This window comes from Thermodesulfovibrionales bacterium (assembly GCA_035622735.1).
Lineage (GTDB): Bacteria > Nitrospirota > Thermodesulfovibrionia > Thermodesulfovibrionales > UBA9159 > DASPUT01.
In genome coordinates this window covers 1-23817 of the sequence record DASPUT010000206.1, presented here as the reverse complement: position 1 = coordinate 23817, position 23817 = coordinate 1, and the positions used below count along the sequence as shown (strand labels likewise).

General features: G+C 53.4%; 23 protein-coding genes and 1 riboswitch. Of the genes, 13 read left to right on the top strand and 10 right to left on the bottom strand.

What is annotated here, in order from left to right:
- Window positions 1-68: 68 nt before the first annotated feature.
- From VEI96_11005 to VEI96_10990, 4 genes are all read right to left on the bottom strand, one after another.
- Entirely contained in the window at window positions 69-338 is a 270-nt protein-coding gene (locus tag VEI96_11005) for a DUF2277 domain-containing protein (protein HXX58520.1), read from the bottom strand.
- Between the two features lie 32 nt (window positions 339-370).
- Window positions 371-1099, bottom strand: coding sequence for a DUF1847 domain-containing protein (locus tag VEI96_11000; protein HXX58519.1), 729 nt, complete (start codon window positions 1097-1099; stop codon window positions 371-373).
- 54 nt (window positions 1100-1153) lie between these two features.
- Window positions 1154-1336: a hypothetical protein gene (locus VEI96_10995; GenBank protein ID HXX58518.1), complete on the bottom strand. Its 183-nt coding sequence runs from the start codon at window positions 1334-1336 to the stop codon at window positions 1154-1156.
- Window positions 1337-1426: 90 nt separating this feature from the next.
- Entirely contained in the window at window positions 1427-1801 is a 375-nt protein-coding gene (locus tag VEI96_10990) for a hypothetical protein (GenBank protein HXX58517.1), read from the bottom strand.
- 435 nt (window positions 1802-2236) lie between these two features.
- Between VEI96_10990 and VEI96_10985 the strand changes: the two genes are divergently transcribed.
- Entirely contained in the window at window positions 2237-2425 is a 189-nt protein-coding gene (locus VEI96_10985) for a hypothetical protein (GenBank protein ID HXX58516.1), read from the top strand.
- 7 nt (window positions 2426-2432) lie between these two features.
- On the opposite strand, the gene VEI96_10980 is transcribed toward VEI96_10985, so the two are convergent.
- On the bottom strand, window positions 2433-3170 hold the full coding sequence (locus VEI96_10980) for a DUF1499 domain-containing protein (GenBank protein ID HXX58515.1): 738 nt from the start codon (window positions 3168-3170) through the stop codon (window positions 2433-2435).
- 196 nt (window positions 3171-3366) lie between these two features.
- On the opposite strand from VEI96_10980, the gene VEI96_10975 reads away from it, so the two are divergent.
- The 9 genes from VEI96_10975 (at window position 3367) to mgtA (ending at window position 15634) form a co-directional block, all read left to right on the top strand.
- Window positions 3367-3972: a DinB family protein gene (locus VEI96_10975; protein HXX58514.1), complete on the top strand. Its 606-nt coding sequence runs from the start codon at window positions 3367-3369 to the stop codon at window positions 3970-3972.
- 249 nt (window positions 3973-4221) lie between these two features.
- Window positions 4222-4418, top strand: a riboswitch (cobalamin riboswitch).
- Between the two features lie 84 nt (window positions 4419-4502).
- Window positions 4503-6110 (top strand): DUF2284 domain-containing protein, encoded by a 1608-nt coding sequence (locus VEI96_10970; GenBank protein HXX58513.1) that lies wholly within the window; start codon window positions 4503-4505, stop codon window positions 6108-6110.
- 5 nt (window positions 6111-6115) lie between these two features.
- The gene (gene bzaD, locus VEI96_10965) at window positions 6116-7438 is read left to right on the top strand and encodes a B12 lower ligand biosynthesis radical SAM protein BzaD (GenBank protein HXX58512.1); all 1323 of its coding nucleotides are present in this window, start codon (window positions 6116-6118) and stop codon (window positions 7436-7438) included.
- Window positions 7435-8946: a radical SAM protein gene (locus VEI96_10960; protein ID HXX58511.1), complete on the top strand. Its 1512-nt coding sequence runs from the start codon at window positions 7435-7437 to the stop codon at window positions 8944-8946. Before bzaD ends, VEI96_10960 begins: the two co-directional genes overlap by 4 nt.
- A gap of 91 nt (window positions 8947-9037) precedes the next feature.
- Window positions 9038-10339, top strand: coding sequence for a phosphomethylpyrimidine synthase ThiC (thiC, locus tag VEI96_10955; GenBank protein ID HXX58510.1), 1302 nt, complete (start codon window positions 9038-9040; stop codon window positions 10337-10339).
- A gap of 71 nt (window positions 10340-10410) precedes the next feature.
- Window positions 10411-11472, top strand: a complete 1062-nt coding sequence (gene cobT, locus VEI96_10950; protein HXX58509.1) for a nicotinate-nucleotide--dimethylbenzimidazole phosphoribosyltransferase — start codon at window positions 10411-10413, stop codon at window positions 11470-11472.
- A complete protein-coding gene (locus VEI96_10945; protein HXX58508.1) occupies window positions 11473-12285 on the top strand; it encodes an adenosylcobinamide-GDP ribazoletransferase in 813 nt (270 codons plus the stop codon).
- Window positions 12286-12559: 274 nt separating this feature from the next.
- Window positions 12560-12856 carry an antibiotic biosynthesis monooxygenase gene (locus VEI96_10940; protein ID HXX58507.1) on the top strand — a complete coding sequence of 99 codons (297 nt, stop codon included), beginning with the start codon at window positions 12560-12562 and terminating at the stop codon, window positions 12854-12856.
- A 234-nt stretch (window positions 12857-13090) separates the two neighbouring features.
- Window positions 13091-15634, top strand: coding sequence for a magnesium-translocating P-type ATPase (gene mgtA, locus VEI96_10935; protein ID HXX58506.1), 2544 nt, complete (start codon window positions 13091-13093; stop codon window positions 15632-15634).
- A 211-nt stretch (window positions 15635-15845) separates the two neighbouring features.
- Here the strand turns inward: mgtA and VEI96_10930 are convergent, their stop codons facing one another.
- Together VEI96_10930 and VEI96_10925 are read right to left on the bottom strand one after the other, a co-directional pair.
- The gene (locus VEI96_10930; GenBank protein ID HXX58505.1) at window positions 15846-17339 is read right to left on the bottom strand and encodes a hypothetical protein; all 1494 of its coding nucleotides are present in this window, start codon (window positions 17337-17339) and stop codon (window positions 15846-15848) included.
- 371 nt (window positions 17340-17710) lie between these two features.
- On the bottom strand, window positions 17711-17977 hold the full coding sequence (locus tag VEI96_10925; protein HXX58504.1) for a hypothetical protein: 267 nt from the start codon (window positions 17975-17977) through the stop codon (window positions 17711-17713).
- A 3-nt stretch (window positions 17978-17980) separates the two neighbouring features.
- Here VEI96_10925 and VEI96_10920 point away from each other — a divergent pair, with 3 nt between their 5' ends.
- Window positions 17981-18214, top strand: coding sequence for a hypothetical protein (locus VEI96_10920; protein HXX58503.1), 234 nt, complete (start codon window positions 17981-17983; stop codon window positions 18212-18214).
- 149 nt (window positions 18215-18363) lie between these two features.
- On the opposite strand, the gene VEI96_10915 is transcribed toward VEI96_10920, so the two are convergent.
- The 3 genes from VEI96_10915 to VEI96_10905 form a co-directional block, all read right to left on the bottom strand.
- A complete protein-coding gene (locus VEI96_10915) occupies window positions 18364-18681 on the bottom strand; it encodes a hypothetical protein (GenBank protein HXX58502.1) in 318 nt (105 codons plus the stop codon).
- Between the two features lie 743 nt (window positions 18682-19424).
- Window positions 19425-20774: a HAMP domain-containing sensor histidine kinase gene (locus tag VEI96_10910; protein HXX58501.1), complete on the bottom strand. Its 1350-nt coding sequence runs from the start codon at window positions 20772-20774 to the stop codon at window positions 19425-19427.
- Window positions 20767-21465, bottom strand: a complete 699-nt coding sequence (locus tag VEI96_10905; GenBank protein ID HXX58500.1) for a response regulator transcription factor — start codon at window positions 21463-21465, stop codon at window positions 20767-20769. Before VEI96_10905 ends, VEI96_10910 begins: the two co-directional genes overlap by 8 nt.
- A 160-nt stretch (window positions 21466-21625) precedes the next feature.
- On the opposite strand from VEI96_10905, the gene nudC reads away from it, so the two are divergent.
- Window positions 21626-22441 (top strand): NAD(+) diphosphatase, encoded by an 816-nt coding sequence (gene nudC, locus VEI96_10900; GenBank protein ID HXX58499.1) that lies wholly within the window; start codon window positions 21626-21628, stop codon window positions 22439-22441.
- 905 nt (window positions 22442-23346) lie between these two features.
- Window positions 23347-23817: hypothetical protein (locus VEI96_10895; GenBank protein HXX58498.1), on the top strand; the 471-nt coding region annotated here is incomplete at its 3' end.

Genomic DNA, 23817 nt, shown 5'->3' with positions numbered 1-23817 from the left:
TCGGCGCTCCTCAAACGATTCAGAACCGCGATACTTCCGGGGCGACACAGAGTTTGAAGCACGTCCCGCTATATCCGGAGCCGCCGGGCAGCGCGTGCCCGCGCCTTGGCAGCCTCTTCCTCGCGGTTCCTCGGAGGCGCATTCGTCTCGAGCGAGGCGAGAAGATCTCTCGATACTTTTGCTACCTCATCAACAGCCGCAAGGAACGCGGCTTCATTGATTTTCGATGGCCTGCTGAGACCACTGATTTTCTTCACGAATTGCAGTGAGGCTGCGCGCACCTCATCATCCGTCACGGGCGGGTCGAAGTTGAAGAGCGTCTTGATGTTCCTGCACATGGTTGTCACCTCGATTTGAGAGACGTATCAAACTAAGCGCGTCTCTTTCTGTGGGTAGTCTCAACCTGTTCGGTCTGGAGTCGGCGGTAGTAGAAGTTCTGGCCGTAGAGCACGCTCGCCGGGTTGTGGCCTGTCACCCTGTCTTTGACGACGAGAGTCGTGACCGGAGCGGCAGAGTGTTTGCTGAAGAGCATGTCGTGGCCGACACAGAGGCCGACGATGATGTTCATGTCTGTCCCCTCTTCATTCAAGAGCCTCGCCTGGGCGATCGGATTGCACGCCGGCTCGAAGGTCCCGGGCCGCACCTTGTCCTTCTCTTCAACGCCGAGATCGAGCTTGTCTTTGCTGCCGCTTTTGCAGCAGACAGAGAGCGGCTCGAACCCCTGAGCCTTCAGGATAAGGGAGAGACGGTTCGTCTCATCCAGCAGGCCGATGCAGGTGGCGATCCCTATCTTCCGATACCCCATCAGTTTGGCAAAGGCGATCGTGTCCTCAACGCGGGTCCAGCGGGCATGGACTGCATTGCTGCCGGGGACGGGCTCGTAGCAGAGGCCTTCGACGCGGGTGGCGACGCGCGCGATCTTCGCATCCACGCCATTGCCCTTATAGATATCGAAGCTTTCGTTGATCTTCTCCATATGCGTTCTCGAAGGGCAATGGGCCGGCTTGGCAGGAGCCTCGGCAGGATCGGCGCTCCAGCAGTTTGTCTTGCCTTCCTTCTGCCATACGGCACCGCAGAGATTGCAACTGAATTTCGTCATCTTCTCCTCCCCGTATTCTGAATTCTTCTGAGAGACCAACCCTTCCTTTTGCGTTCAATGAGCCGCAGGGTCGGTCCAATAAAGTGAGAGCTCATCAATCACGATATACCCTTCCTGATTTGCCATGGGAGCAGACCCGGACGCATACACCGCAGATGCGGGCGTCAGGTCGGCGATCCCGGCAAGGGCTGCGCCTCTCAACCGGCAGAAGGCCTTCAGTTCATCCTCCTGACTCATTGTTTATTATACTCCGGGCCGGACGGATTTAGATGGGCGGTCACAAAAAAAAGGGAGCTTATGCTCCCTTTTTTAGGCTTCAACATCTGTTCAGCAGCGGTCCATGTCGGAAGGCAACGAAATTACATCGCTCGCCATGTAGCCGCCTGTACCCAGCTCAAAATAGGATACGGTTACATGATCTCCGATATGGAGGTCGGCAGGCTCCGCATTGCACATCGTACGCGGAACGTCCTTATCCCACCTGAAGTTGAGTTCATCGTTCGGGGCTGCCCGCACCGATAAATAGCTGTTATCAATTCCGACAATCTCTCCGGTGTAGGACAGTGTCCCGCCTCCACCCGTAATCGGGGCCCTCTCATCTTCGAAAGCCCAGAGCGTGGATGCCTGGTATGCAAAAGCCAAGACAAAAAGGGCTGCCACTGCTATCGTCAACACCACTCTTATGTCTGTCTTGCCGTACATGATTTACACCGCCTTTCTCCTGTTTTCATCACATGCAATGATTCACATTACATTTCTAACTATCTTGATTTCATGCTATAACATATTGCGCATATTAGCAATAGCGAATCTATACCTTCCGGGTCCATATGGGCGAGATTTCAGAAAAATAAGCGCAAATAATCTCCTTTTTCGTTGAAATCTCATGGCTTGCCGGGCCAATCTCGTCTTTTGTGTAACTCCTTTGAAGAGTCGCAGGAAATTTTAGAAGGAAACGTTCTTTCTGGGCAGCGGATCTTTTGATCGTGATATACTGTGGTTGAGTATGACCCGACAGATAAACCCTATGGTGATGTCTTCAAGGGAGGCCGAAATCATTGATAATAGAGGATCAGTCTGGAAATGATGGCTATAAATGGACAAAGGAGAATTAAGAAACTCTTGAGGAGGGTGCGGATGGCTTACGTGTTATTGGTTATTCATGTAATGCTTCTGGCCGGTTGCGCCAAGGGCTCCATGGAATGGCACATCGGCGATGTCATGCATATGGGTTGGCTCGCGATACTTTTGGCCCTTGTCCTTCTCTTTGCTCTCTGGCATCTTGTAAGACATATCGTGCGGTACCTTCGAGGGAAAGAAAAATAGGCAGCGATCATTTCCTCATCGCTTTGAGGAACTTCCCTATCCGCTCCGCGTTCTTGCCGAGGTCGCTGACGCCGACGCGGGATTCAGACCGGATATCGATCAAACTGCCCGAATCCCGGGGCCTTACCCTGATCACGATGTCGTCCTTGAATCCGAATATTAGGGTAGTCGCGACCGCCTCGATACGCCCAGCATTCTCGTCAGCATCAATGATCTGCCATCCGAGATTCCTTGCCGTAGCGAGGGCCTTCTCGAAGGCCTGATCAGGAGGAAGGGGGAGATTGAGGGGCACGATTTCGGGATATGCCTTCCGCTGCCGGGCCGCCACTTCCCCGCCTTCATAAACAGGGGAGTTTTCGTCGCTCTTCCGGAGCCTCAGGATCTGGACGAACTCCGGCGGGTTTTTCGTGTCGGTAGTGACGTCGTGAATCCTCGGCAGGACCTCTGCCGCCTCTTTCCAGTGCAGCATGATACCCATGAGGAGAGAGCCGATGACAACCCCGATGAGTGCCCAGAAGAAACCCCGAAGTATGACGATGCGGAGAGACGCCATGAGCCCGATGAGCGACAAGACAGCCCCCGCGGCCCCTCCGTAAGCGGCCCACTTGAGCACCGTGATGCCGGTCCGGAAGTTCCAGAGCCCAAAGCTCGTGCAGGGGCCGGCTAAGAGGGCAGCGAGGCCCGCCATCAGGGCGACAAGAAAACCCGCTATCGCGACTACCGATGGCTTACTCTTCTCCTGCACAGTCACTCCCCCTTGTCCTCATTATACCTCAGGATTCGGCCGGCACCAGCAATCTAGATGGAGGTGGCTGCGTTGACAGGCCTCTTCCTCGGTCTTATAATGGCGACGTAGGGACAAAAATAGAGTATGCCGAGGACTGCCCCGCCCTTATTCCGGTATGACACAGGAGTATGAAGCATAAGGAAGGAGAAATAACATGAGGTATGATTTTCTCGTCGATACCTATGACATCGAGCGGCTCAAGACCCTGAACGTCTGGAGCATGTTCAGGGACGAGGACCTCGCGGTCCGTCCCGATCCGCTCCTCAAGAGGGACAGGAATCCCCTCGAGCATATGGTCCATCAGTGCCTCAGTGAAAACAAATGGTTCTCCAACATGTTCGGCATAGATGTCGGCGCCCCTCCCCTGCCGGCGAAGGAGACTCGCCTCGAATTTATAAAACGGTACGCAGAGGATTCGGGAAAGCGGCTGCTCTTGCTCAGGGAAAGGGAAGATGCCTGGTGGGAAGACGAGGCCTCTTTCTTCGATGTGAAGAGGTCAAGGGCCTGGATCATGGTGAGGAGGATAGCGCATACCGCCCATCACCGGGCAGAGATGACGACGCTCCTGAGGCTCCTGGGAAGGCAGGTCCACAGCGTGTATGGGCCTTCAGTCGATACGGGCGGGCTGCCGGACAACAAGGCCCTCACCATCTACGCCTATCCGGACATAGATTCAATCATCGAAGGCGAATCGAGGGGCAGTGCGAAGAAGGCCCTGCCGGGCCCCGGAGACAGGCCGAGCACGGAACGGCCCGATTGATAAGTTTAGAAGCCGACCCCTGATAAGAGACTCATCCGATTTATTTGAAGGGGTCTTCCGTCTTGGTGACGATTCAGGATCTTCAAGGCCCGTAGCTACTCAGCACCGTGCGGTGCTTCACCTGATTCTCGACACCACTGACATTTGAGTGATACAACCGATTTCCGAAAATAAATAACGGCCCGTTCTGTTGATGGTGATATTCACAATTAGAAAAATAGAGGTTGACAAAAAGGTGATTGATGGATATACAATAGGAGCGTTACAGGTGCTTTGTGCGTAATAGGGAATCCCGTGGGGCTGCAAAGGCCGAATCGGGAGCGGGCCCGCCGCTGTAACCGGGTACGAAAGCCGAAGATGTCACTGTCCCGAACTATCGGGACGGGAAGGCCGGTGAGTAGGAAGATCCGGAAGCCAGAAGACCTGCCTGTACCGTAGCCCTGAAAGAACGAACAGCATGGACCACTGTTTTATGTCCGTGCTTTTTTTTGTGCTTTGCAGGGTGCTTCCCGAGGACAGGAGGTTAAAGGATGAAAGACGCAGGACGCAATCTTCCGGGCAAGAGCTCTAAGGATCTTTCATTATTGAGGGATCACGGGCTCCCGCACCTGAATCCGGACCCTCAGGACAGAGGTCCCCAGTATCTTGAAGATCTCGCCACAGGGTATTGGTTTTCAGAGGTCCTCTTCACCGCCGTCGAAACCAGGGTCTTTACGCGTCTCGATTCGGGAAGCAACGGCCTTCACGAACTTTCTGATGCTTTCGATTTTGATCCCGGAGGACTGGAGAGATTCCTCGGTGCCCTTTGCGCCCTCAAGCTTGTGATCCGTGACGGTTCACAGTATTACAACTCGAAGATAGCGAGTGAATACCTCGTAATCGGCAAGGAGAAGTATCAGGGCAATTCCATCCTATGGCGCAAGGAGCTCTTTTCGAAGTGGACCGGACTGAAAGATTGCCTGAGGTCGGGCGGTCGGGCCGGGAATGACTCCTCGGATGACAGTGAAAGAGCAGAGGGGATACGACGATACATCAACGCCATGGACTGTATCGCTCGGACAAAGGTGAAGGAGATTCTTCCCCTCTTTGAAGGCCTTTCCTTTGACGGAAAGATGCTCGATATCGGGGCCGGGTCCGGTGCCATAGCAGTAGGATTTCTCAGCCAGATGCCTTTCCTGAAGGCCACCCTTATTGATATTCCGGAGGTTCTCGATTATACAAGGGAGTTGATACAAGAACGAGGGTTGGGCGAGAGGTCGTCTTTCACCGCCGCAAATATCCTCGAACCATGGCCGGAAGATGCGGAGCGATACGACCTTGTCGTACTCTCGAACATCATTCATGCCTATTCCGAAAAAGAACTCCCCCATATACTAGCCTCTGCCTCACGTTGCCTTAACCAGCAAGGGTTCCTTGTGATCCATGACTTCTTTCTTGAGCATTACCCTGAAAAGGCGGCCCTCTTCGACCTGAACATGTTTATTAATACCTATAACGGAAGGGTCTTTTCATGTCTGCCGATGAAAGAAGAGTTGGAAGCCCTGAGACTCTACACGACGGGTCTCATACCGCTCGGCACAGATACCGCTCTCATCATAGCTTCGAGAACCAGTGAGAGGCTGACGGAACTTCGTCTTGACCCGAAAACCCGTCTCACCGCGAGGCTCGGGGATCTTGGGTTCCGCGGTGCGAAGGTAATCTCTGTCGGAAGCATCCATGTTGCCGATTGGACCGATTCCCGCTGCCGGTATGGTTGTGGACATTACGGAAAGCCCCATTGCCCCCCCTTTTCTGTTCCTCCTGAAAAGACGAGAAAGATTCTCGCCGATTACCGTCATGCCATCTTGTTGGAAGGTGAGCCTCCGACAAGGGAGTTCCAGCTGAGGGTACTGGAGGCGGAAAAAGAGGCATTCAAGGCTGGTTTTTATAAGGCCTTTGCCTTTTGGGCGGGTCCATGCTCCCTCTGCAGTTCCTGCACTACGGACGGGACATGCCGCAACACAAAAGAGGCGAGGCCTTCCATGGAGGCCGCTGGAATAGATGTCTTCGAAACGGTCAGGAATGCGGGAGGCAGACTCAGGACATTGGAAAGAAGAGGAGACTTCGTGAAATATTACGGTCTTCTCCTCTTGGAGTAAAAGACATGCGTGTGCTCATGGTCCAGACTCCTTCGGTCGAGAGCGTTTCATCCGAAAAGGTTTACCCTATCGGTATTGTATCTCTCGCGAGCCGTCTCATCGATTCCGGTCGGGAGGTGGATATCATCGATATGAACCTCCACCAGGACCCCTTCACGCTGCTCAAAGAAAGACTTCTCACCTTCTGCCCGGACGTCGTTGGGTTATCCCTGAGAAACATCGATCCACTGGGCAATAAAACGGCCTCCCTTATCCCGCATTTCGTCGCGACCGTCCGCCTCGTCTCATCAATCCTGCCGAAGGCATGTATCGTCGCGGGCGGGACGGGATTTGCTCTTTTCCCGGAGCGGCTGATGCGCGACCTGCCTGAAATACGCTACGGCCTCATCGGAGAAGCGGAGCTGACTTTCCCACGCCTTCTTCGTTCTCTCGATAATCCGCCTTCGTTGAAGGGTCTCTGCACTCGAAAAGACGGGAGAATAAGCATCGCTCTCCCTTCCCGCGATCTCGACATGTCCCGATACGTCCCCCCCGATAGGAGCGTACTCGATCCTTCCCGCTATCTCAATATAAACACCTACGTCCCTGCCGTCGGCATTGAAACAAAACGCGGATGTCCCTATGAATGCTCCTATTGTGTCTACCCCAAACTTCAGGGGAAAAGGGTCAGGTGCCGGCCCCCTGCATCGGTTGTGGATGAAATGGAGTTCCTTCACAAAGAGTACGGTATAGAGAGTTTCCATTTCACAGACCCCGTGGTGAATATCCCGCGGGGCCATCTCGAAGAGATTTGCGGCGAGATCCTTCGCAGGAAGCTGAAGGTGAGATGGGACGGCTTCATGAGAGAGGATCAGTTCAACGACAGGAACGCCTCGCTCTTCGAGAAGGCGGGATGCGAGTGTTTTTCGTTTTCTCCGGACGGTCTCTGTCAGGAATCCCTCGTCGCGCTCGGGAAGAGACTTGATGAAGAAGACATATTCAAAGCGGCGAGGATCGCCTCTAAAACCGATGTGATAAGTGTATACCACTTCATGGCGAATGTGCCCGGCGAGACCGAGACGACGGCTCAAAAGGGGGCGCGTATGATCGAGCGGCTCTATGATCTGCACCGCGTACGGAAGAACCTCGGGACGGTCGTTCTTAATAACATACGCATCTTGCCGGGAACGGCCATAGAAAAGAGGGCGAGAAGCGAAGGGGTCATCGGCAACGGGACCGACCTTCTCTATCCGACCTATTACAACCCGGCGCCCTTCGATACGCTGCGGTACAGGCTCGAGACGCTCCATTTCTGCAATAACACATTCATCTGGCAGGAGGTCCGGTGAGGATACTTTTCCTTGAACATCCGAGGAGCGTTGCGCCAGAGCGGTGCAATGACATCGCAAACACGCCTCTGTCCTCGTGCCTTCTCACCGGCTATGCCGCGGGGATGTTGATCAGCAGGGGGCATGAGGTCGAGATAATCGAGGGATACCTTGACAGACTTTCCTATGAAGAGATTAGGAGCATCACAGCTGCATTCAGGCCGGATATCCTGGGAGTGCATATGGTTTACCACTGGAAAACCGACCTGGCGCTCTTCGATTTTCTCGAACGGGTGAAGAGCGAAAGACCGGCCCTCACGATAACCGCCTTTGGGTTCTATCCGACGATCGCATTCGAGGATATTCTGAGAAGATGCCGGGCGGTAGATTCGGTCATCACCGGTGAGCCCGAGATGCCCTTTGCGGGTCTGGCTGAACATCTGTCGCGGGGCGCTCACGTGCCTCCCGTTCCGGGACTCGCCTTCCGGGATGGATCAGGCGGCATCAAGTGTCTGAAGCGGAGGCCGGTTGATGACCTCGATCTCCTGCCCTTCCCGGTTCGGACGGAGGCCCTTTATCGTCTGGACGAGGTGAACCTCCTTGGGAGCAGGGGATGCTACGGGAGGTGCACCTTCTGCTATATAAATTCCTTTTATGGTCAAGGAGCGCCCTGGCGCTGGAGGAGCCCTGAAAATATTGTCAAGGAGATAGACGCGATAATGTCCGAGAAGGGAGCGAGGGATTTCTATTTTACAGACCCGAATTTCTTCGGTCCCGGTCAGAGAGGCCAGGAGAGGGCTTTGCGCATCGCTTCCCTTCTGCGGCCGCGAAATATCCGCTTCGGCATCGAGGCCCGCGTGAACGATATCCATGATGGCGTGATCGGACCGCTGGTCGAGGCAGGGCTTCGTCATATCCTCATCGGTCTTGAGAGCGGCAGGGACGAGTCACTGAGGAGGATGAGAAAGATGACGACCGTGGCCCAGAACGAGCAGGCGCTCAAGATACTCAGGAGACACGGGATCGAGCCGAATGTGGGCTTCATTATGTTTGAGCCCGACTCTTCATTGGCAGATATCCGCACTAATTTTGAATTCCTCAGGAGAAACGACCTGCTGAAGAATCTGGCTGTCACCGCGAATGTGCTCTACCACCACCAGATTATCCTGGAGGGAACCGAGGCCTACCAAAATCTCAGGCGCGACGACCGTCTTGAGACAGTGCAGGCTTCCCCTTATGAAGGCACGGCCTATTTCAGATCACCGGAAGTGGCAGTGCTTGCCGATATCATGAGACAGATCACGAATATTCTTTTTACCTGCATGGAGGAGATCTGGAACGGAAAGGTCATCGAGTCGCCTGGCATGCGGGAAAAGTATCGAGAGGTAAATCAGTTGCTGGTGAATATATTTGATGAAAGCCTTCGGACCCTCGAATCGGGGGAGGGGATGGACGCGGCTGGGATAGCGTCTGTCGTTCAGGATACGGGAAGGAAGATCACCGGGTTAGTAAAGACGGTATCGGTATGAACCCTTATCGTTAGGGATAGAGGCTGAATAAAACGGTGAAGGATTTTCTTTTGACCCGCGCGTGACGGGTACATTTCGGAAGGAGGAGAACATGACACAACTCGAAAGAGCTGCAAAGGGAGAAGTGACAGAAGAGATCAGGACAGTTGGAACGGCCGAGGGGGTGGATGTGGAAACGGTGAGGAGCCGTGTGGCGTCCGGAAAGATCGTCATCCCTGCCAACAGGAACAGAAGGCAGAAGAACGTCGGCATCGGCAAGGGGCTCAGGACAAAGGTAAACGCATCGATAGGCACATCCACCGACATCGCCGACATCCGGATGGAAGTCGAAAAGGCGCTGGTGGCCGAAAAATACGGGGCTGACACACTCATGGACCTGAGTGTCGGCGGTGACATTACCGGCATCAGGAGGGCGGTCATGGAGGCGATAAGCCTTCCCGTCGGAACGGTCCCCCTCTATGAGGCCTTTGCGATTGCGATAGAGAAATACGGTGCGGCAGTCAATATGCCGGCGGAGCTCCTCTTCGAGATCACTGAGAAACAGTGCGAAGAGGGTGTGGCCTTCATGGCGATCCACTGCGGCATTAACAGAAGGACTGTCGAGATGCTCAGGAAGCAGCACTACCGTTACGGCGGGCTCGTATCAAAGGGCGGCTCTTACATGGTCGCGTGGATGGAGCATAACAATAGGGAGAACCCTCTCTATGAGCATTTCGACAGGGTAGCCGCGATACTGAAAAAGCATGATACGGTCCTGAGCCTCGGCAACGGTTTCCGGGCAGGCGCGATCCACGATGCGACCGACAGGGTCCAGATCCAGGAGCTTCTCATAAATTGCGAACTTGCCGAGACCGGCAGAGAGACCGGGTGCCAGACGATGGTCGAAGGCCCCGGGCATATCCCGATCAACGAGATAGAGGCGAATATCATTATGGAGAAAAAGATGAGCGGCGAGTCTCCTTTTTACATGCTCGGGCCGATCACGACCGACATCGCGCCCGGTTATGACCATATTACGGCTGCCATCGGGGCAGCGCTCTCTTCGTCCTACGGTGCTGATTTCATATGCTATGTGACGCCATCCGAGCACCTCGGCCTGCCTTTCCCCGAAGATGTGCGTGAAGGGGTCATCGCTTCGAGAATTGCCGCGCACGTGGGCGACATGATAAAGCATAAGAACATGCAGAAGGACAAAGTGATGTCGAAGGCGAGACGGGACATGCAGTGGTCCACCCAATTCTCGCTTGCAATAGACGCCGAGAGAGCGAAGGAAATAAAGGACAGGCGAGGCAACGGCGATGAACATTCATGCACCATGTGCGGAAAGTTCTGTGCCAACGATATTCTCCGCGGCATGTTCGAGAGGGACATGGCGGGCTCGGATAAGGGGTAGAAGGCGTCGGAGAAGGGCCGTTTCGTCACGGCGATGAAACATCAGTCAATAAATAACGGGGAGAGAATACGATGGATGTTGTAACCGAAAGAGTGAAGAACATCAGGCCGGTGGACAGGGCGATGTACGAAGAGGCGCAGAAGCGGCTTGACAATCTCACCAAGCCGCCGGGAAGTCTCGGTAGGCTCGAGGAGTTTGCAAGGAGGCTCGTCGCGATCACCCGGAACAGGAACCCAATCCTCGAAAAGAAGGTTGTCTTCACATTCGCCGGAGACCACGGGGTGGTACAGGAAGGGGTATCCGCCTATCCGAAGGAAGTTACCGCTCAGATGGTGTTCAACTTCCTCAGGGGCGGAGCCGGCATCAATGTCCTTGCCCGTCACGCAGGGGCCGAGATCGTCGTCGTGGACATCGGTGTTGATCATGACTTTGCCGAGGCCGAAGGCCTCACGAAGATGAAGGCCGTGAGGGGGACGAAGAATTTTCTGAAAGGTCCGGCAATGACGAGACAGGAGGCGTTACGGTGCCTCGAAATCGGGATAGAGCTTGCGGACAGCTACGCGAAAGAGGGATATCAGATCTTCGGCACCGGCGACATGGGGATAGGAAATACAACACCTTCGAGTGCTATCGCCTCTGTGCTGACCGGCAGGCCCGTTTCCGAAGTTACGGGTAAGGGGACAGGCATATCCGATGAATCTTTGCGGAGAAAGATCGAGGTGATTGAAGGCGCGGTTCGGTTGAACAAGCCCGATTCGACTGATGCCCTTGATGTCCTTTCGAAAGTGGGGGGCGCCGAGATCGGCGGCATCGCCGGTTTGGTGCTCGGTGCCGCATCGAACCGCATCCCGGTGGTGATAGACGGTTTTATATCAACCGCAGGAGCACTTCTCGCATACTGTCTCGAACCGAAGACGAAGGACTACCTGTTCGCTGCCCATAACTCTGTAGAGAGAGGGCATAAGGCGATGCTCGCAAAGATGGGACTGAGGCCGATCCTTGACCTCGATCTGAGGCTTGGAGAGGGAACGGGCGCGGCGCTTGCGATGACGATCATAGAAGCGGGGCTGAAGATATACCGTGAGATGGCGACCTTTGCTGAGGCCGGTGTCTCCGATGAGATCCTGCATTAAATGAAGCAGATGCTGCTCGCATTACAGTTTCTCACGATACTGCCGGTAAAGGTGAGGGGCGAGGTTTCTGATATGGATCTTGCTGGAGCGACGATATTCTTCCCGTTGGCCGGCGCGATTCAAGGACTCCTTATCGCAATTACAGGGCTCGCGGCTCTCCAGATATTCGGGCCTGACGTCGTGAGCGGAATCGTCATTATCGCCGGGCTCCTCACAAGTGGCGGATTCGACATGGACGGGCTCATCGACACCTTTGATGCGCTCGCGGTCAAAGCCACCGGTGATCAGGCGATAGATGTTGAGAAGAGGTTGACGGTGATGAAGGGCAGCACCATTGGCGCGATCGGGGCCATCACGATGGCAGCGACGCTGCTCATGAAATATGTCCTCCTGAACGCATTGTTTCATTCGGTCCCCCTCAACGCTGCACTATGCTTGGTATTTCTGATGCCTGCATTTTCGAAATGGGTGACGGTGCCCGCGATGAGTCACGGTATCCCTGCCCGCAAAGATGGGCTCGGCCGGATCTTCCTGGATAATGTGAGGCCGCTCCATGTGTTTCTCTCGACGTTTGTAGTAGTCGCCCTATATCTCCTCGTGGGAAGATTATATCTCTTTGCGGCCTACGGCGCGAAAAGCGTGGCGTTTGCGGGGACCATCTTGTTCGGCCTCTATATCTTCAGCCTCCTCTCCGGACATTTTTGTCTCAGGAAGTTCGGTGGGCTCACCGGTGACAATTTCGGTGCGATGACCGAAATATCGGAAATACTTTTCTTGATGGCGGCCTCAGCGTGGCTGGGGAATCATATCTGAGACCAACTCACTCAGTGCATCGACGTCTTGATAGAGGCAAGACAGGAAAGGATCAAAAGGAGAGAAGATAACCTTCACAGTTCTCCACCGATAAACTATCGGTTCTGACATCCAGCCACGCGCATCGGTTTCCAGAGTATCTACCTTCAACACTGTTAATCCCCCTCCCATCAACAGGAAGAATTGACAAGCTGAGGGTTTGCTGTTAAGTTCTTATCGTGCCTTTGAGTCTAACGACTTTTTGGGAATCTATTACAGAAAAGGAGGGTATCTCATGAATGCAAGAGTCGCGGTTTTCAACATCAAGTCAGGCAAGCGTGAAGAGGCGATACACCTCTTCAAGAATTTTGTCGTCCCCGAGGCCCACAAGCAAAAGGGTTTCAAGGGTGGGCTCCTCCTAACAAACCCTGATACGGGACAAGGCATGTCAATAGGTCTTTGGGAGACAGAAGCCGACATGACCGCAACCGAGAGGAGCGGCTTCTATCAGAAATGGGTCTCCAGATTCACAGACTTTTTTACTGCACCGCCTTCCATGGAACACTATGAAGTGAACATCAAAGATTATTAATCCGATCCGCATGGCAGGGCGAGGGTTCTTGACAGGGCAGGCACACGCTCGGGGAAGATGTGCTGAGAAAGTTTGAGAGTGCCGTAGCATGGTCTCACCTGCGACACAGTTCACACCTTAGGAACCTGATATAATGGGACAGATAACGGTCGGACAATATTAATTATTGTGTCATAATGGCCGACAAAATCTCGCGGGCGTGATGGCTTTGCCGTTATCTTAAGAGGCGGAACAATGTTTCCTCATTCTTCAAACAAAGGATCTGCGTTCTGGCAGAAGGACGTAACCACCCTCCTGAGAGAACTTGATTCAACTCCTGCCGGGCTGTCGGGGAGTGAAGCCTCTGCACGTCTTGCCGATTTCGGTCCTAATCTACTGCATCCGGTGAAAAAGAGGATGCTTCTTTTCCAGTTCTTAGAGAAGTTTCGTAACCCCCTGGTCATTATTCTCCTGGTTGCCAGTATCGTATTAGCCCTAACCGGCGACGTTACCAGTTTCCTCATTATCACCGTTATTGTACTCATCAGCGTGACGCTCGATTTTTTTCAGGAGCATAGAGCGGGACAAGCAGCCGACCGATTGCGCAAATCCGTAGCCGTACATGTACAGGTATTACGCGATGGCCAATCCCGCGAGGTCCCCGTGGCAGAGTTGGTACCCGGAGATATCGTCCTTCTCGCGGCCGGTGATTTGGTTCCGGGTGACGGACGCATCCTTGAGTCAAAGGACTTTTTTGTAAACCAGGCCCTTCTCACCGGAGAACCGTATCCGGTTGAGAAGACACCCGGTGACCTGGCAGGGGAGTCAGATATCCTTGCTGCGAACAATACCGTGCTCCTGGGGACTTCAGTAATCAGCGGCAGCGCAAAAGTGCTGATTTGTCGTACCGGAGCGAATACTGTGTTGGGAGATATTGCCGATACCCTGGTTGCCAAGCCCCCTCCGACTGCGTTTGAGCAGGGCACACGCAATTTTGGCTTGCTGATCATGCGTTTTACCGTGCTTCTTGTGTTGTTTGTTCTTCTCGTCAATGCATTCTTCCACAGGCCATGGCTCGAATCGTTTCTCTTTGCGGTGGCCCTCGCTGTGGGCCTCACTCCCGAACTTCTCCCTATGGTTGTCTCGGTAACCCTTGCCCGTGGTGCCCAGCGTATGGCAGCGAAGAAGGTGATTGTGAAACGGCTTGCCGCAATTCAGAATCTGGGAAGCATGGACGTCCTCTGCACCGACAAGACAGGTACGCTGACCGAGGCACGCATTCGCCTGGAACGCCATGTGGACTGTCGCGGGCGGGACAGTAAGCGCGTGCTGGAGCTCGCCTACCTGAACAGTTTTTTTGAAACGGGACTGAAAAGTCCCTTGGATGATGCGATTCTCGAGCATGTTGAAATTGACATATCGGGCTGGCGCAAAATCGATGAGGTTCCCTTTGACTTCGAACGGCGCCGGGTTTCCGTGCTTGTTGACAATGGCCGAACAAGGCTCCTCGTAGTCAAGGGAGCCCCGGAGGATATTGTGCGTCTCTGCACCAGCTGTGAGAGAGATAGTGCGTCGCCGTCCCCTTTGGATAACACAACGCTCTCCTCAATCCAGGAACTTTTTGAAACGCTGGGGCGTGAAGGCTTTCGCGTATTAGGGGTGGCCTGGAGGGAAGTGGAAGCGGATCATCCTCACGCGGTTGTCGGCGATGAAGAGAGGCTTGTGTTTGCCGGTTTCGCCGCGTTCCTTGATCCTCCCAAAGAAAGCGCAAAGGAGGCATTACAGAAAATTGCCGCCAGCGGCATTTCTGTCAAGATCGTGACCGGCGACAATGAGCTGGTTACGGAGCATATCTGCAACGAATTGGGATTGCCTATTAGCGGGATTCTCACAGGCTCAGAGATTCATGAGATGGATGATCAAGCCCTCTCAATACAGGTGGAGAGGGCGAACCTGTTTTGCCGCGTCACCCCGATACAGAAAAACCGGGTCATTCTCGCCCTGAAGAAGAGGGGGCACGCGATAGGCTACCTTGGTGACGGTATCAATGACGCCCCGTCACTTCATTCCGCAGATATCGGCATCTCAGTGGACAGCGCAGTAGATGTTGCGAAAGATGCGGCCGAGATGATCCTATTGGAACACGACCTGGGAGTTTTGTATGAAGGGGTAATTGAGGGACGACGCACGTTCGGCAATGTCATGAAATACATAATGATGGGAACCAGTTCCAATTTCGGAAACATGTTCAGCATGGCGGGAGGCTCTCTCTTCCTTCCCTTCATTCCCATGCTCCCGGTCCAGATATTACTCAACAATATGCTTTACGATTTCTCTGAAGTTCCTATTCCCTTAGACAACGTTGATGAGGAATACCTGATCCGTCCCCGCAAGTGGGACATAGGCTTCGTCCGTAAGTTCATGTTAACTATCGGCCCTGTCAGTTCCCTCTTTGATTTCCTCACTTTCTTCGTGATGCTGGGTGTCTTTCACGCTGGTGAAAAACTCTTTCATACCGGCTGGTTCATAGAGTCCCTGGCTACTCAAGTGCTTGTTATCTTTGTCATCCGTACTCATAAGAATCCCTTCAGAAGCCGTCCCCATCCATTATTGACCGCGTCGTCCCTCATCGTGGTAGCGTTGGCCATCGCTCTTCCCTCTACCCCCTTGGCCGGCTATCTCGGCTTTGAACCGCTCCCTGCCTTGTTCTTTCTTGTTTTGACAGGCATGGTACTACTCTACCTTCTGATCGTGGAACAAGTGAAACAGTGGTTCTTCAACCGCTACATGGCAACCTGAATCTTCTCCCCGTTAAACCTGCTGACAAATGGTCTGCGTATTGACTTTACGGGAGCGGTATATTTTTCTTTCGAGTGAGCATTATGATTTGAGATTGTCTGTACACCTGAGACACCGCACCGCGGCCATCTCTTCCGGGTCTTTCATTTCGAGAGAAATTGGTAGTATAAATTTTCCTATGAAGGAGCGATGCTTTTAGGGGTCCCCTCTTTCAAGAGAAGAGAGTTCCTTGGTCTCTTCTCAACTGCGGAAGGCTTTCTTTGGGCAAGCGAAACCTATCGGCAAAGACCCTGCTCATCACCGAGACGAGCTGGCGGAATTTGTAAGCATCGTGGTGGGAGTCTCCCTTGAGTTCGGAAGCGCGCCAGCTCTGCTCGTCGGAGATGCGCAGCTCTACGCCCAACGTGTGCTGCTGGGTTTTCTTGAGCACCCGGTCCCGCATTATGTGGACTGCCGTGCCGGGGATCATGATTTCGTTTGTATCCGCTGTGTAGTGGATCGGCAGAGAGAAGGCGATCTTGCACTGGAACTTCCGATGTCCGAGAGAAGAGTGGAGGTTTCGAACAGCGTTTGCACCGAGGGCCTCGTAGAACGTTTTGGCGTTGGCAACCAGCTCTTCCTCCGCCGGCGTTTCGTTGCTGCCTGCGCTCTGCGCAAGGCTGACCATGAGCAGTCTCACCGCTTCCCGCATGCTCTCGGGGTTATCGAAGAGGGTCTGGGTGATCGAATGAGAGGCGGTGTTTTCCTGCAGAATCACGCCTCTTTTCTGGAGCGCATGAAAGAGCTTTAGGGTGTCGTCCCTGCTCTTCAGGATAAAGGTGATTGCCAGGATGTCCCGGATATCAAAGGCCTCCCCCTCGACATCCTTACCGAGTTTGGTGAACATGCTCTCGGGGCTCTTGAGCCTGGCCTTGACCTCGGCAATATCGACTGATACCCCGTCACCGCTGTTGAAGACGAGGCAGCCCTTGTCTTCATCGAACGTCACCGATTCCTTCAATTTGAGGAAGAATGTCGAAACTTTGACGAAGGCCCTCTGGGCAGACTCGTTGTCGGGGATATGTTTCGGGTTGTCCCAGCCGTACCGGTACAGGTCGTCAAGGCTCTGCCCTTGGGCCTCGAGAAAAAAGCCGAGCTGGGCATAATCGTTGATATCCTGGCTGTCTTCTTCCACCGACTTGATGAGATGGCCCATTTTGAGCAGAGAGCAGGCGGTCTCCTGCCACACGGCCGGGACGTCTAAATCCCTGCTCCCATAGCCATGGAAAACATACGGATATCTCCGCGATGAGGCGAGGAGGAAGAGATGTCGAGGGTCTTCGCTGACGATGCGCCGGAACTCAGTGCTGATGAGGACCGACTCGATGTCATCGATGGCGCGCAGACAGTCGCGATACAACTGGGCATTAGTCGATTGCAGGGCGGCAAGGCCCTCCAACTGCCTTCTCACAAAAGGAAAGAGCCAGTCGAGAAAGTACCGGTAGACAGACTCGATATACCGGCTTGCCCGCTTCTTTTCACTCTCTTGAAGTTCGGCGTCATCGAGGATGTCGAAACCGCGATTGCCCATCATCTTGCTCGCCTGGGAAAGGGCTGTTCTGTAATCTCTCGCCGGCAGCAGGAGAAAGGGCGTCATCTCGGTTCTGTCAAGAATTGAACCGAAAATCTCGTGGTGGAGTTCCTGGCTCGATTCGGTTTGTTTCATGTACACTCAGATCGATGCAGCCCGTCTAAACTTGAATTCGGCGTCCGCAGATTCCTGCATCTATTATAGCCGATGGAAGATAAGGGAAAGTGCGGATATAGAAACTTCGTTTCTCGACTTTGTATGGAGCCGAATATGCCCTATTTGAAATGACACTTCAGGCGGAGACCGGAGGGAGCGGCTCTCAGCAGCATCGGGAAACCGCTTTTATCATGGGGAGCATGGCAGGTGATACAGGTTATCTTGCCCTCTTTGCTTAACGGCAAATCGGTAATCGGCTTGAGGGGCACAATGTCGAGCACGGAACGTCCTGATTTCTGATTTTGGAAGTCGATCGCCAAGATAAGAATAAAGACTTTCTCTCCCCTTTATCAGTAAATGGACCGGATCCTTCCCGATCTTTTGTCGATGATGACTCTGTCCATGAATCTGTTATTCCTGTCCAGGACATCGGCTTCGTAATAGAACCTGTTCTCCTTGATCGGACCGATCCTCATATTTCCTCTCATATAGTAATCATTGAGCATTCTCTGTGCATCTCCCTTAGACTGTATCGCCCGTCTTTCGCCGTAGTTGCCTTTCGGTGGTCCGCCGTAAGGAGAATAAGGCTGACCGCGATAAAGCCGCGGGCCGCGCATGCCTTGATCATTCCCCGGGACTTGGTCGCCACGATAGTACCCGGGGCGGGAGGCGGATTTAGGATTTTTCAGGCCGGGATCAGCGCGATCATGGCCCTGACCATGCCCCTGGGGGGGAGGTCCGGAAGGTCCGCCTTTGCCCGGGTGGCTGCTGTTACCATTGAAGGCCAAGAGAGTACCGGAAGGTCCGCCGTGACCTTTAAACGCGTAAAGGGAACCTGCATCGAGAAGGAATAGCAGCACTGCGATTAGAGCAGCGACTATCGGCAAGGTTCTCTTTAGTTGTGTGCACATTTTCGTTATGGTCATGTACATTATACCTTTTGCCGGGTCAGCCTGCGGAGGGCGGCCTTTCAGACCGCCCGATCGAAAGTCGTTCTTACCCCTTAGTACCTTCTTACATGGCCGTGGCCTCCCCAGTAGCCTCTATGACCCCAATAGCCATGCCGGTAATACGGTCCATAATACCCGTAATACGGCCAATAATAGGCACCGCCGTAAACAGGATAGGCCGGTGCCGCGTACGCAGGAGCAGGGGCATAATAGGGAGCGGGAGTCCCCACCGAAAAGCCGAAAGGCGGCACAACCACCGAAAAATTGAAGGCCGGCCCTCCGTACCAGGCCTCCGCCTTGCCCGGACTGGCTGCCATCAGAAACCCGATGGCGAGGACCGCGATTAATGCTGTCGGTAACATCGTCTTCATCTTTCTCCTCCTTTGCCTTATATCAGGCTTCTTTTGCTCTTCTTGATTAAGACTAACAAAAGAATATGAGCCGGCAATGAAGGCTTTATGAAAGATTGTGAATTTCGGCGGGGCTTCGCCCCGGACCTCGGTTTACCGTTCTAAGAGGATGGGAAAGCAATACCTAGGGGGCTCCGTCCCTTATCCGCCCGCTCTTCTGAAAGAACTTCCCGGTGCTTCGCCCCGCTCCCAACGTACTTTTCTGAAAGAGATTCCCGGGGTTTCGCCCCGGACTCCAGTTACCTTTCTTAGCGGATAAGAAAGGTAACCCAAAGAAATCCGCCCCGACGAAAACTCTTAACGGCTGCGCCGGTTGTCCTCGGTACATTTTCCAACTCGCCCCTAACATCGGTGCTCGGACATGGGAAAATGTTTAACCCTGCGGGCAACCGTGCTCGCCTGAGTTTTCGAAGGGGAACGCATCTCAGACTTCGGCTTTGAATTTTAGGGCCCCCTTTGAAAATTTAGGTCGGGCAGAAGCGTGAAAAATTTTCGCATGTCTGTGACTCCCCTCGGGAGCCGAGTTCGAAAATTTAGCTGATGCCGGCCGGCACGGAAGTGAAATTTTCTCCGGGGTGCGCTCTTTTGGGCACTTTTCTCTCGCATCAGAGAAAAGCGCCTCGGGTGCGGGGTGAAGCTCCGCGTTCTATATATTAAGGCATTAATTCTTAAATTCGAAAAAATCGGCTGCAACCCCGGTGGATTTAACCAAACGGAATAAGGACAGTAAACTCTGACCCTTTACCGTACTCGCTTGAGACGGTGACCTTCCCCCCGTGGGCCTCCACGAGTTCCTTTACGATGGCAAGACCGAGCCCAAGCCCGTCTCCGGAAGTTTTGTAAAAGCGCTCGAAGATGAAAGGGAGATCTTTTTCTTTTATGCCGCTGCCATTGTCAGTGACACGAATCCGGACACTGTTCCCCTGCCGGTCGGCTGCGACCACTACCCTGCCTCCCGGCCCGCATGCCTTTATCGCGTTGCTGACGAGGTTGATGACAATCTGGCTCAGCCGGTTAGGATCTGCCTGGATGTAAAGTCCTTCCCCGCAGGAGAGTTCGAGGGAGATGCGCCTCTCTTCAGAGGTCGCTGAGAGCCTGCCGATGATGCCGGCGAGAAAGGGTCCAAGTTCGAACGATTGCCGCTCGAGGGTGAGGCTGCTCGCCTCTGCAAGCGAAAGTTCCTCTAATCCGTCAAGGAGTTTGCGAAGTCTTCCTATCTCCGCGTAGAGAGACTGCAGGTTTTCTCTATCTGCCGGGATATAGCCGTCCATCATCGCCTCGAGTTCACCCCTCATCGCGCCGATGGGGGTCCTGAGCTCGTGAGCGACATTCGCTGTCAGCTTTCTCCTGAGAGACTCATGCGTCTCCAGCGCCTGCGCCATTCGATTGAACGCTCCGGAGAGCCTGCCTATTTCGTCTCCGCCGGAGATCACGACCCTCCGCTTCAGATCTCCTTCTCCCAAATCGACTGCCGCCTTCGTGAGCCCTTTTATGGGATCGGTCAATCTTTTTGAAAACAGAATACTCACCAGGATCGCAAACCCGCCCAGGATAATGATGGAGAGGAGAAGAAACCGGTCCGACCTCCTCACGAAGACCTTCTCCTTATGAGGATTAAGAAACCTGAGCTTCACCTGTCCGATGTCCCTGCCACCCAGGAAGAGGGAGTAGGTGACGTAATCGGATGTCACGGAATCGGCTCTTGACTCTAAAATGCCCGCTATTCTTTTTTTGACGAGCGGAGAGAGGCCTTCCACCGCCTGATCCGTGTCCATCACCAAAGTTCCCTTTTCATCGTAAAGCTCGATATCGAAGCCGAGCATGAGGGCCCAGACCGTATTCTCAACCACAGCCTCTCTGTCCCATCCCGAATGTTTATCGAAACCGCTCTCGAGAGATGCCGTGATTAAGTATGCCCGGTCTTCTCTCTCCCCTTCGAGATATTCCCGGAAATCGGATATCATAAACTCACGAAGGAGAAAGGCGGTAGAGATCGCGATGAGGCAGACCGCAAAGAGCAAGAGCAGGAATTTTATCCAGAGGCTCTTAAGCATCCCTCTTCCCTGAAAACCGATATCCGACACCGTAAATGGTGATTATGAATGAGGGCCTTTTCGGGTCGTCTTCCAGCTTTTGCCTGATATTCTTTATATGCGCGTCTATGCTTCTTTCATATCCCTCAAACTCATAACCGAGCGCCTTCTCGACCAATTCTTCTCTGGTGAAGACCTTGCCGGGATGAGATGCGAGCGCATGGAGCACCTTGAATTCGGTCGGCGTCAGATCTACGGGGTTAGCCCTTTTTTCGACCGCGTACCGCTGGCCGTCGATTATGAGTCTGCCTTCGTTGTAACTGATCGGCCCTGATTCGAGTTCCCCTTTCCCTGCGCGCTTCAAGACTGCCTTGACCCTGTATACCAGTTCACGCGGGCTGAAAGGCTTCACCACATAATCGTCGGCACCGAGTGCGAAACCGGCCACCCTCTCTTCCTCGGCGGATTTGGAAGTCATCATGATAATCGGGAAATCGCCGAGTTCCTTCAATTCCTGGCAGGTCTCCTCACCCGTGATGTCTGGCAGCATGAGGTCCAGGAGGACGAGGAGGGGCCTCTCTTTCGTCGCGGCATCTATGGCGTCCCTGCCCTTTTCGACGTGGACCACCCGGTATCCCGCGCCCTCGAGATAGATTTTTACTACCCTCGCGATCTTCCTGTCATCTTCGACCAATAGAATCGGCTCGATCATTTCTTCCCCGCCTGGACCTGTATTATTTCTTATTATAGCCATGGAGTGAGGTTTCGTTCCCGGAATTTTTCCGCAATGACAATAAAGAGGTGGTCCCAAATCGCTTCCCTTAAACTGCTATAATATTCTCTAAACGCAGCATCATCGTGAGGAATTTCTCGTGCCCTTCGAACCAGCGTTCTTGCCGAAATCGGGGCGATCTGATACAGACTGGTGGTTCGTCTTTTGCGGCGACAGACTATTGGTAAAAGCTACCGCGATTGATCTCCGCATACCGTCATATTCTGACTTGATCCCCGTAAAACAGAATCTCTCAAGAACGAGCTACCTCGGAACATTCGGCAGTCTTCCCTGCTACTCTGGTGAAGTCGATGAAGATATCATGAATCTCGAAGGGATCAGCTTTCAGGAACTGAGACCGCTCCTCGGACTTCTCGGAGAGGAGATCTTTTCGGTCGCTGCAAGGGCTTTTCAAATCCTCCATTGGGACAGGACTCACCAATTTTGCGGGAGGTGCGGGGGTCAGACTGAACCGAAAGATGAGGAACGGGCGAGGGTCTGCACGCAATGCGGCCTCGTCCATTATCCGACAGTATCTCCTGCCACGATAGTGGCGGTCACAAAGGGCCGGCAGATACTCCTTGCCCGATCCCACAGGTTTCATTCTGACTTTTACAGCGTATTGGCGGGATTTGTGGAATACGGCGAGACTTTTGAAGAGTGCGTGAAAAGGGAGGTCAAGGAGGAAGTGGGGATAGACGTCAAGAATATCCGCTACTTCGGAAGCCAGCACTGGCCCTTTCCGAATACGTTGATGGTCGGATTTACCGCTGAATATGGGGGCGGCGCGATCACCCCGGATGATCTCGAAATCAAGGATGCCCGGTGGTTTGACGCCGACGATCTTCCCGCGATACCCATGAAAGGGTCAATAGCCCGCCGGCTTATCGATTGGTTTATAGAAGAGTGCGGGTAACGCAGATCGCTGCGGATAGGCATTACTTGAAATTACACTTTAGACAAAGCTCTGAGGGCTCGGCCCGCAGCATCGGGTAACCGCTCTTTCCATGGGGATCATGGCAGGTGATGCAGGTTATTTTACCTTCTCTGCTTAAGGGCAATCCGGTAATCGGTTTGAGGGGAACAATGTCGACCTTGTGTTCGTTCGGACTTTTCCTGTTCTGATGGCATTTCAGACACAATTCGGATAGAGGGGCTTTCAGCGGCGCTCCGGATGTCTTCTCAGTAGAGATGTGCGAAGCGGCGTACTTAAAATTGAACCAAGCTCCTTGAAGAGGGCTATATGTTATTCATCCAAAGACCGCCCTACAGCTGGTATATATGATCGACTCTCTAATTTGTTGCAGGCCAATAAAAGAAGAGAGGCGATAAAGCTTGCTACCAAGTTTATAGACGAGTCACTCAGCATTGATAGACGATTATCCATTAAAGCTGAGACTGTTTATGAAGAGCTATTATCAAGCAGAAAAAAAAGGGATGGAGCTAAAGTGAGTTAGACCGGAAAATTAGGGGCATTGCTTCAAAGTCCCGGCTGTTGCCTCACCTCTGCTCGTTACGGCGCTTAGGTTCCATTCTCGGGTTGAATCGATACACAAATCCTAAAACTACGATTATTCAAAATGCGGCCTGAAAGATCACTGGTCGCGGGTAAGTTTCGTCTCAGGATTTCAGAAGAATCCGATTTGTTGTCGAACGGGTCTCGCCTATAGATGCGACGCTGACCGCAGCCTTATCTCTTATCGGACAATTCGTCTCGCAGATGCCGCAGCCGATGCAGAGATCGGGGTCCACGTAAGGCCGCTTCCTCTCATTGATTTCCACATTCCGAAAAGATACAATCTCCTATAGAGGAGAAGGATCATGAGGTCGAAAAGATTCATTCGCGTCATTATTGTCCTGCTCTTCTTTTGCCTATCCATCTTTCTCTCATGCGATGCCCTCGCGGTCGTTCAAGACCCTTCGAATGGAAATTGCGCCGCGACGCTATCGAGCGATCTGCAATTCCATCTCCCCATTGTGAGCTTTCAAGGCCAGTCTTACTGGGCTGATTTCGAGGTCATACCAAATACCCAGGAAATTCAACTGACAAACTATGGCGCGATAACGGATACGGGACCCTATGCCGATTGCCGTCCTGCCTTGCTCTCTCCCGATCTGACGCTTCATTGCCCGACGATACTATTTGACGGCGTTTCTTACTTGGCGGATTTCCGGTACAGTCATGATTCATCGCTGAGTTTAATCGGTGTCGGGCAGGATGCCGATCATGCCACGTTGTACGAGCTCGCTCCGGCATCGACCTATCAGGAAGGATGCGTCAGTCCCTGCTTG

Excerpts from the sequence above, each read along its gene's own strand:
- VEI96_10985 (HXX58516.1), top strand. The coding sequence starts at position 2,237 with ATGGCTTACGTGTTATTGGTTATTCATGTAATGCTTCTGGCCGGTTGC.
- thiC (HXX58510.1), top strand. The coding sequence starts at position 9,038 with ATGACACAACTCGAAAGAGCTGCAAAGGGAGAAGTGACAGAAGAGATC.
- VEI96_10940 (HXX58507.1), top strand. The coding sequence starts at position 12,560 with ATGAATGCAAGAGTCGCGGTTTTCAACATCAAGTCAGGCAAGCGTGAA.
- VEI96_10990 (HXX58517.1), bottom strand. The coding sequence starts at position 1,801 with ATGTACGGCAAGACAGACATAAGAGTGGTGTTGACGATAGCAGTGGCA.
- VEI96_11000 (HXX58519.1), bottom strand. The coding sequence starts at position 1,099 with ATGACGAAATTCAGTTGCAATCTCTGCGGTGCCGTATGGCAGAAGGAA.
- VEI96_11005 (HXX58520.1), bottom strand. The coding sequence starts at position 338 with ATGTGCAGGAACATCAAGACGCTCTTCAACTTCGACCCGCCCGTGACG.
- VEI96_10910 (HXX58501.1), bottom strand. The coding sequence starts at position 20,774 with ATGCTTAAGAGCCTCTGGATAAAATTCCTGCTCTTGCTCTTTGCGGTC.
- VEI96_10905 (HXX58500.1), bottom strand. The coding sequence starts at position 21,465 with ATGATCGAGCCGATTCTATTGGTCGAAGATGACAGGAAGATCGCGAGG.
- VEI96_10970 (HXX58513.1), top strand. The coding sequence starts at position 4,503 with ATGAAAGACGCAGGACGCAATCTTCCGGGCAAGAGCTCTAAGGATCTT.
- bzaD (HXX58512.1), top strand. The coding sequence starts at position 6,116 with ATGCGTGTGCTCATGGTCCAGACTCCTTCGGTCGAGAGCGTTTCATCC.
- VEI96_10915 (HXX58502.1), bottom strand. The coding sequence starts at position 18,681 with ATGAAGACGATGTTACCGACAGCATTAATCGCGGTCCTCGCCATCGGG.
- VEI96_10975 (HXX58514.1), top strand. The coding sequence starts at position 3,367 with ATGAGGTATGATTTTCTCGTCGATACCTATGACATCGAGCGGCTCAAG.
- cobT (HXX58509.1), top strand. The coding sequence starts at position 10,411 with ATGGATGTTGTAACCGAAAGAGTGAAGAACATCAGGCCGGTGGACAGG.
- VEI96_10945 (HXX58508.1), top strand. The coding sequence starts at position 11,473 with ATGAAGCAGATGCTGCTCGCATTACAGTTTCTCACGATACTGCCGGTA.
- VEI96_10995 (HXX58518.1), bottom strand. The coding sequence starts at position 1,336 with ATGAGTCAGGAGGATGAACTGAAGGCCTTCTGCCGGTTGAGAGGCGCA.
- VEI96_10930 (HXX58505.1), bottom strand. The coding sequence starts at position 17,339 with ATGAAACAAACCGAATCGAGCCAGGAACTCCACCACGAGATTTTCGGT.
- VEI96_10925 (HXX58504.1), bottom strand. The coding sequence starts at position 17,977 with ATGCGCGGCCCGCGGCTTTATCGCGGTCAGCCTTATTCTCCTTACGGC.
- mgtA (HXX58506.1), top strand. The coding sequence starts at position 13,091 with ATGTTTCCTCATTCTTCAAACAAAGGATCTGCGTTCTGGCAGAAGGAC.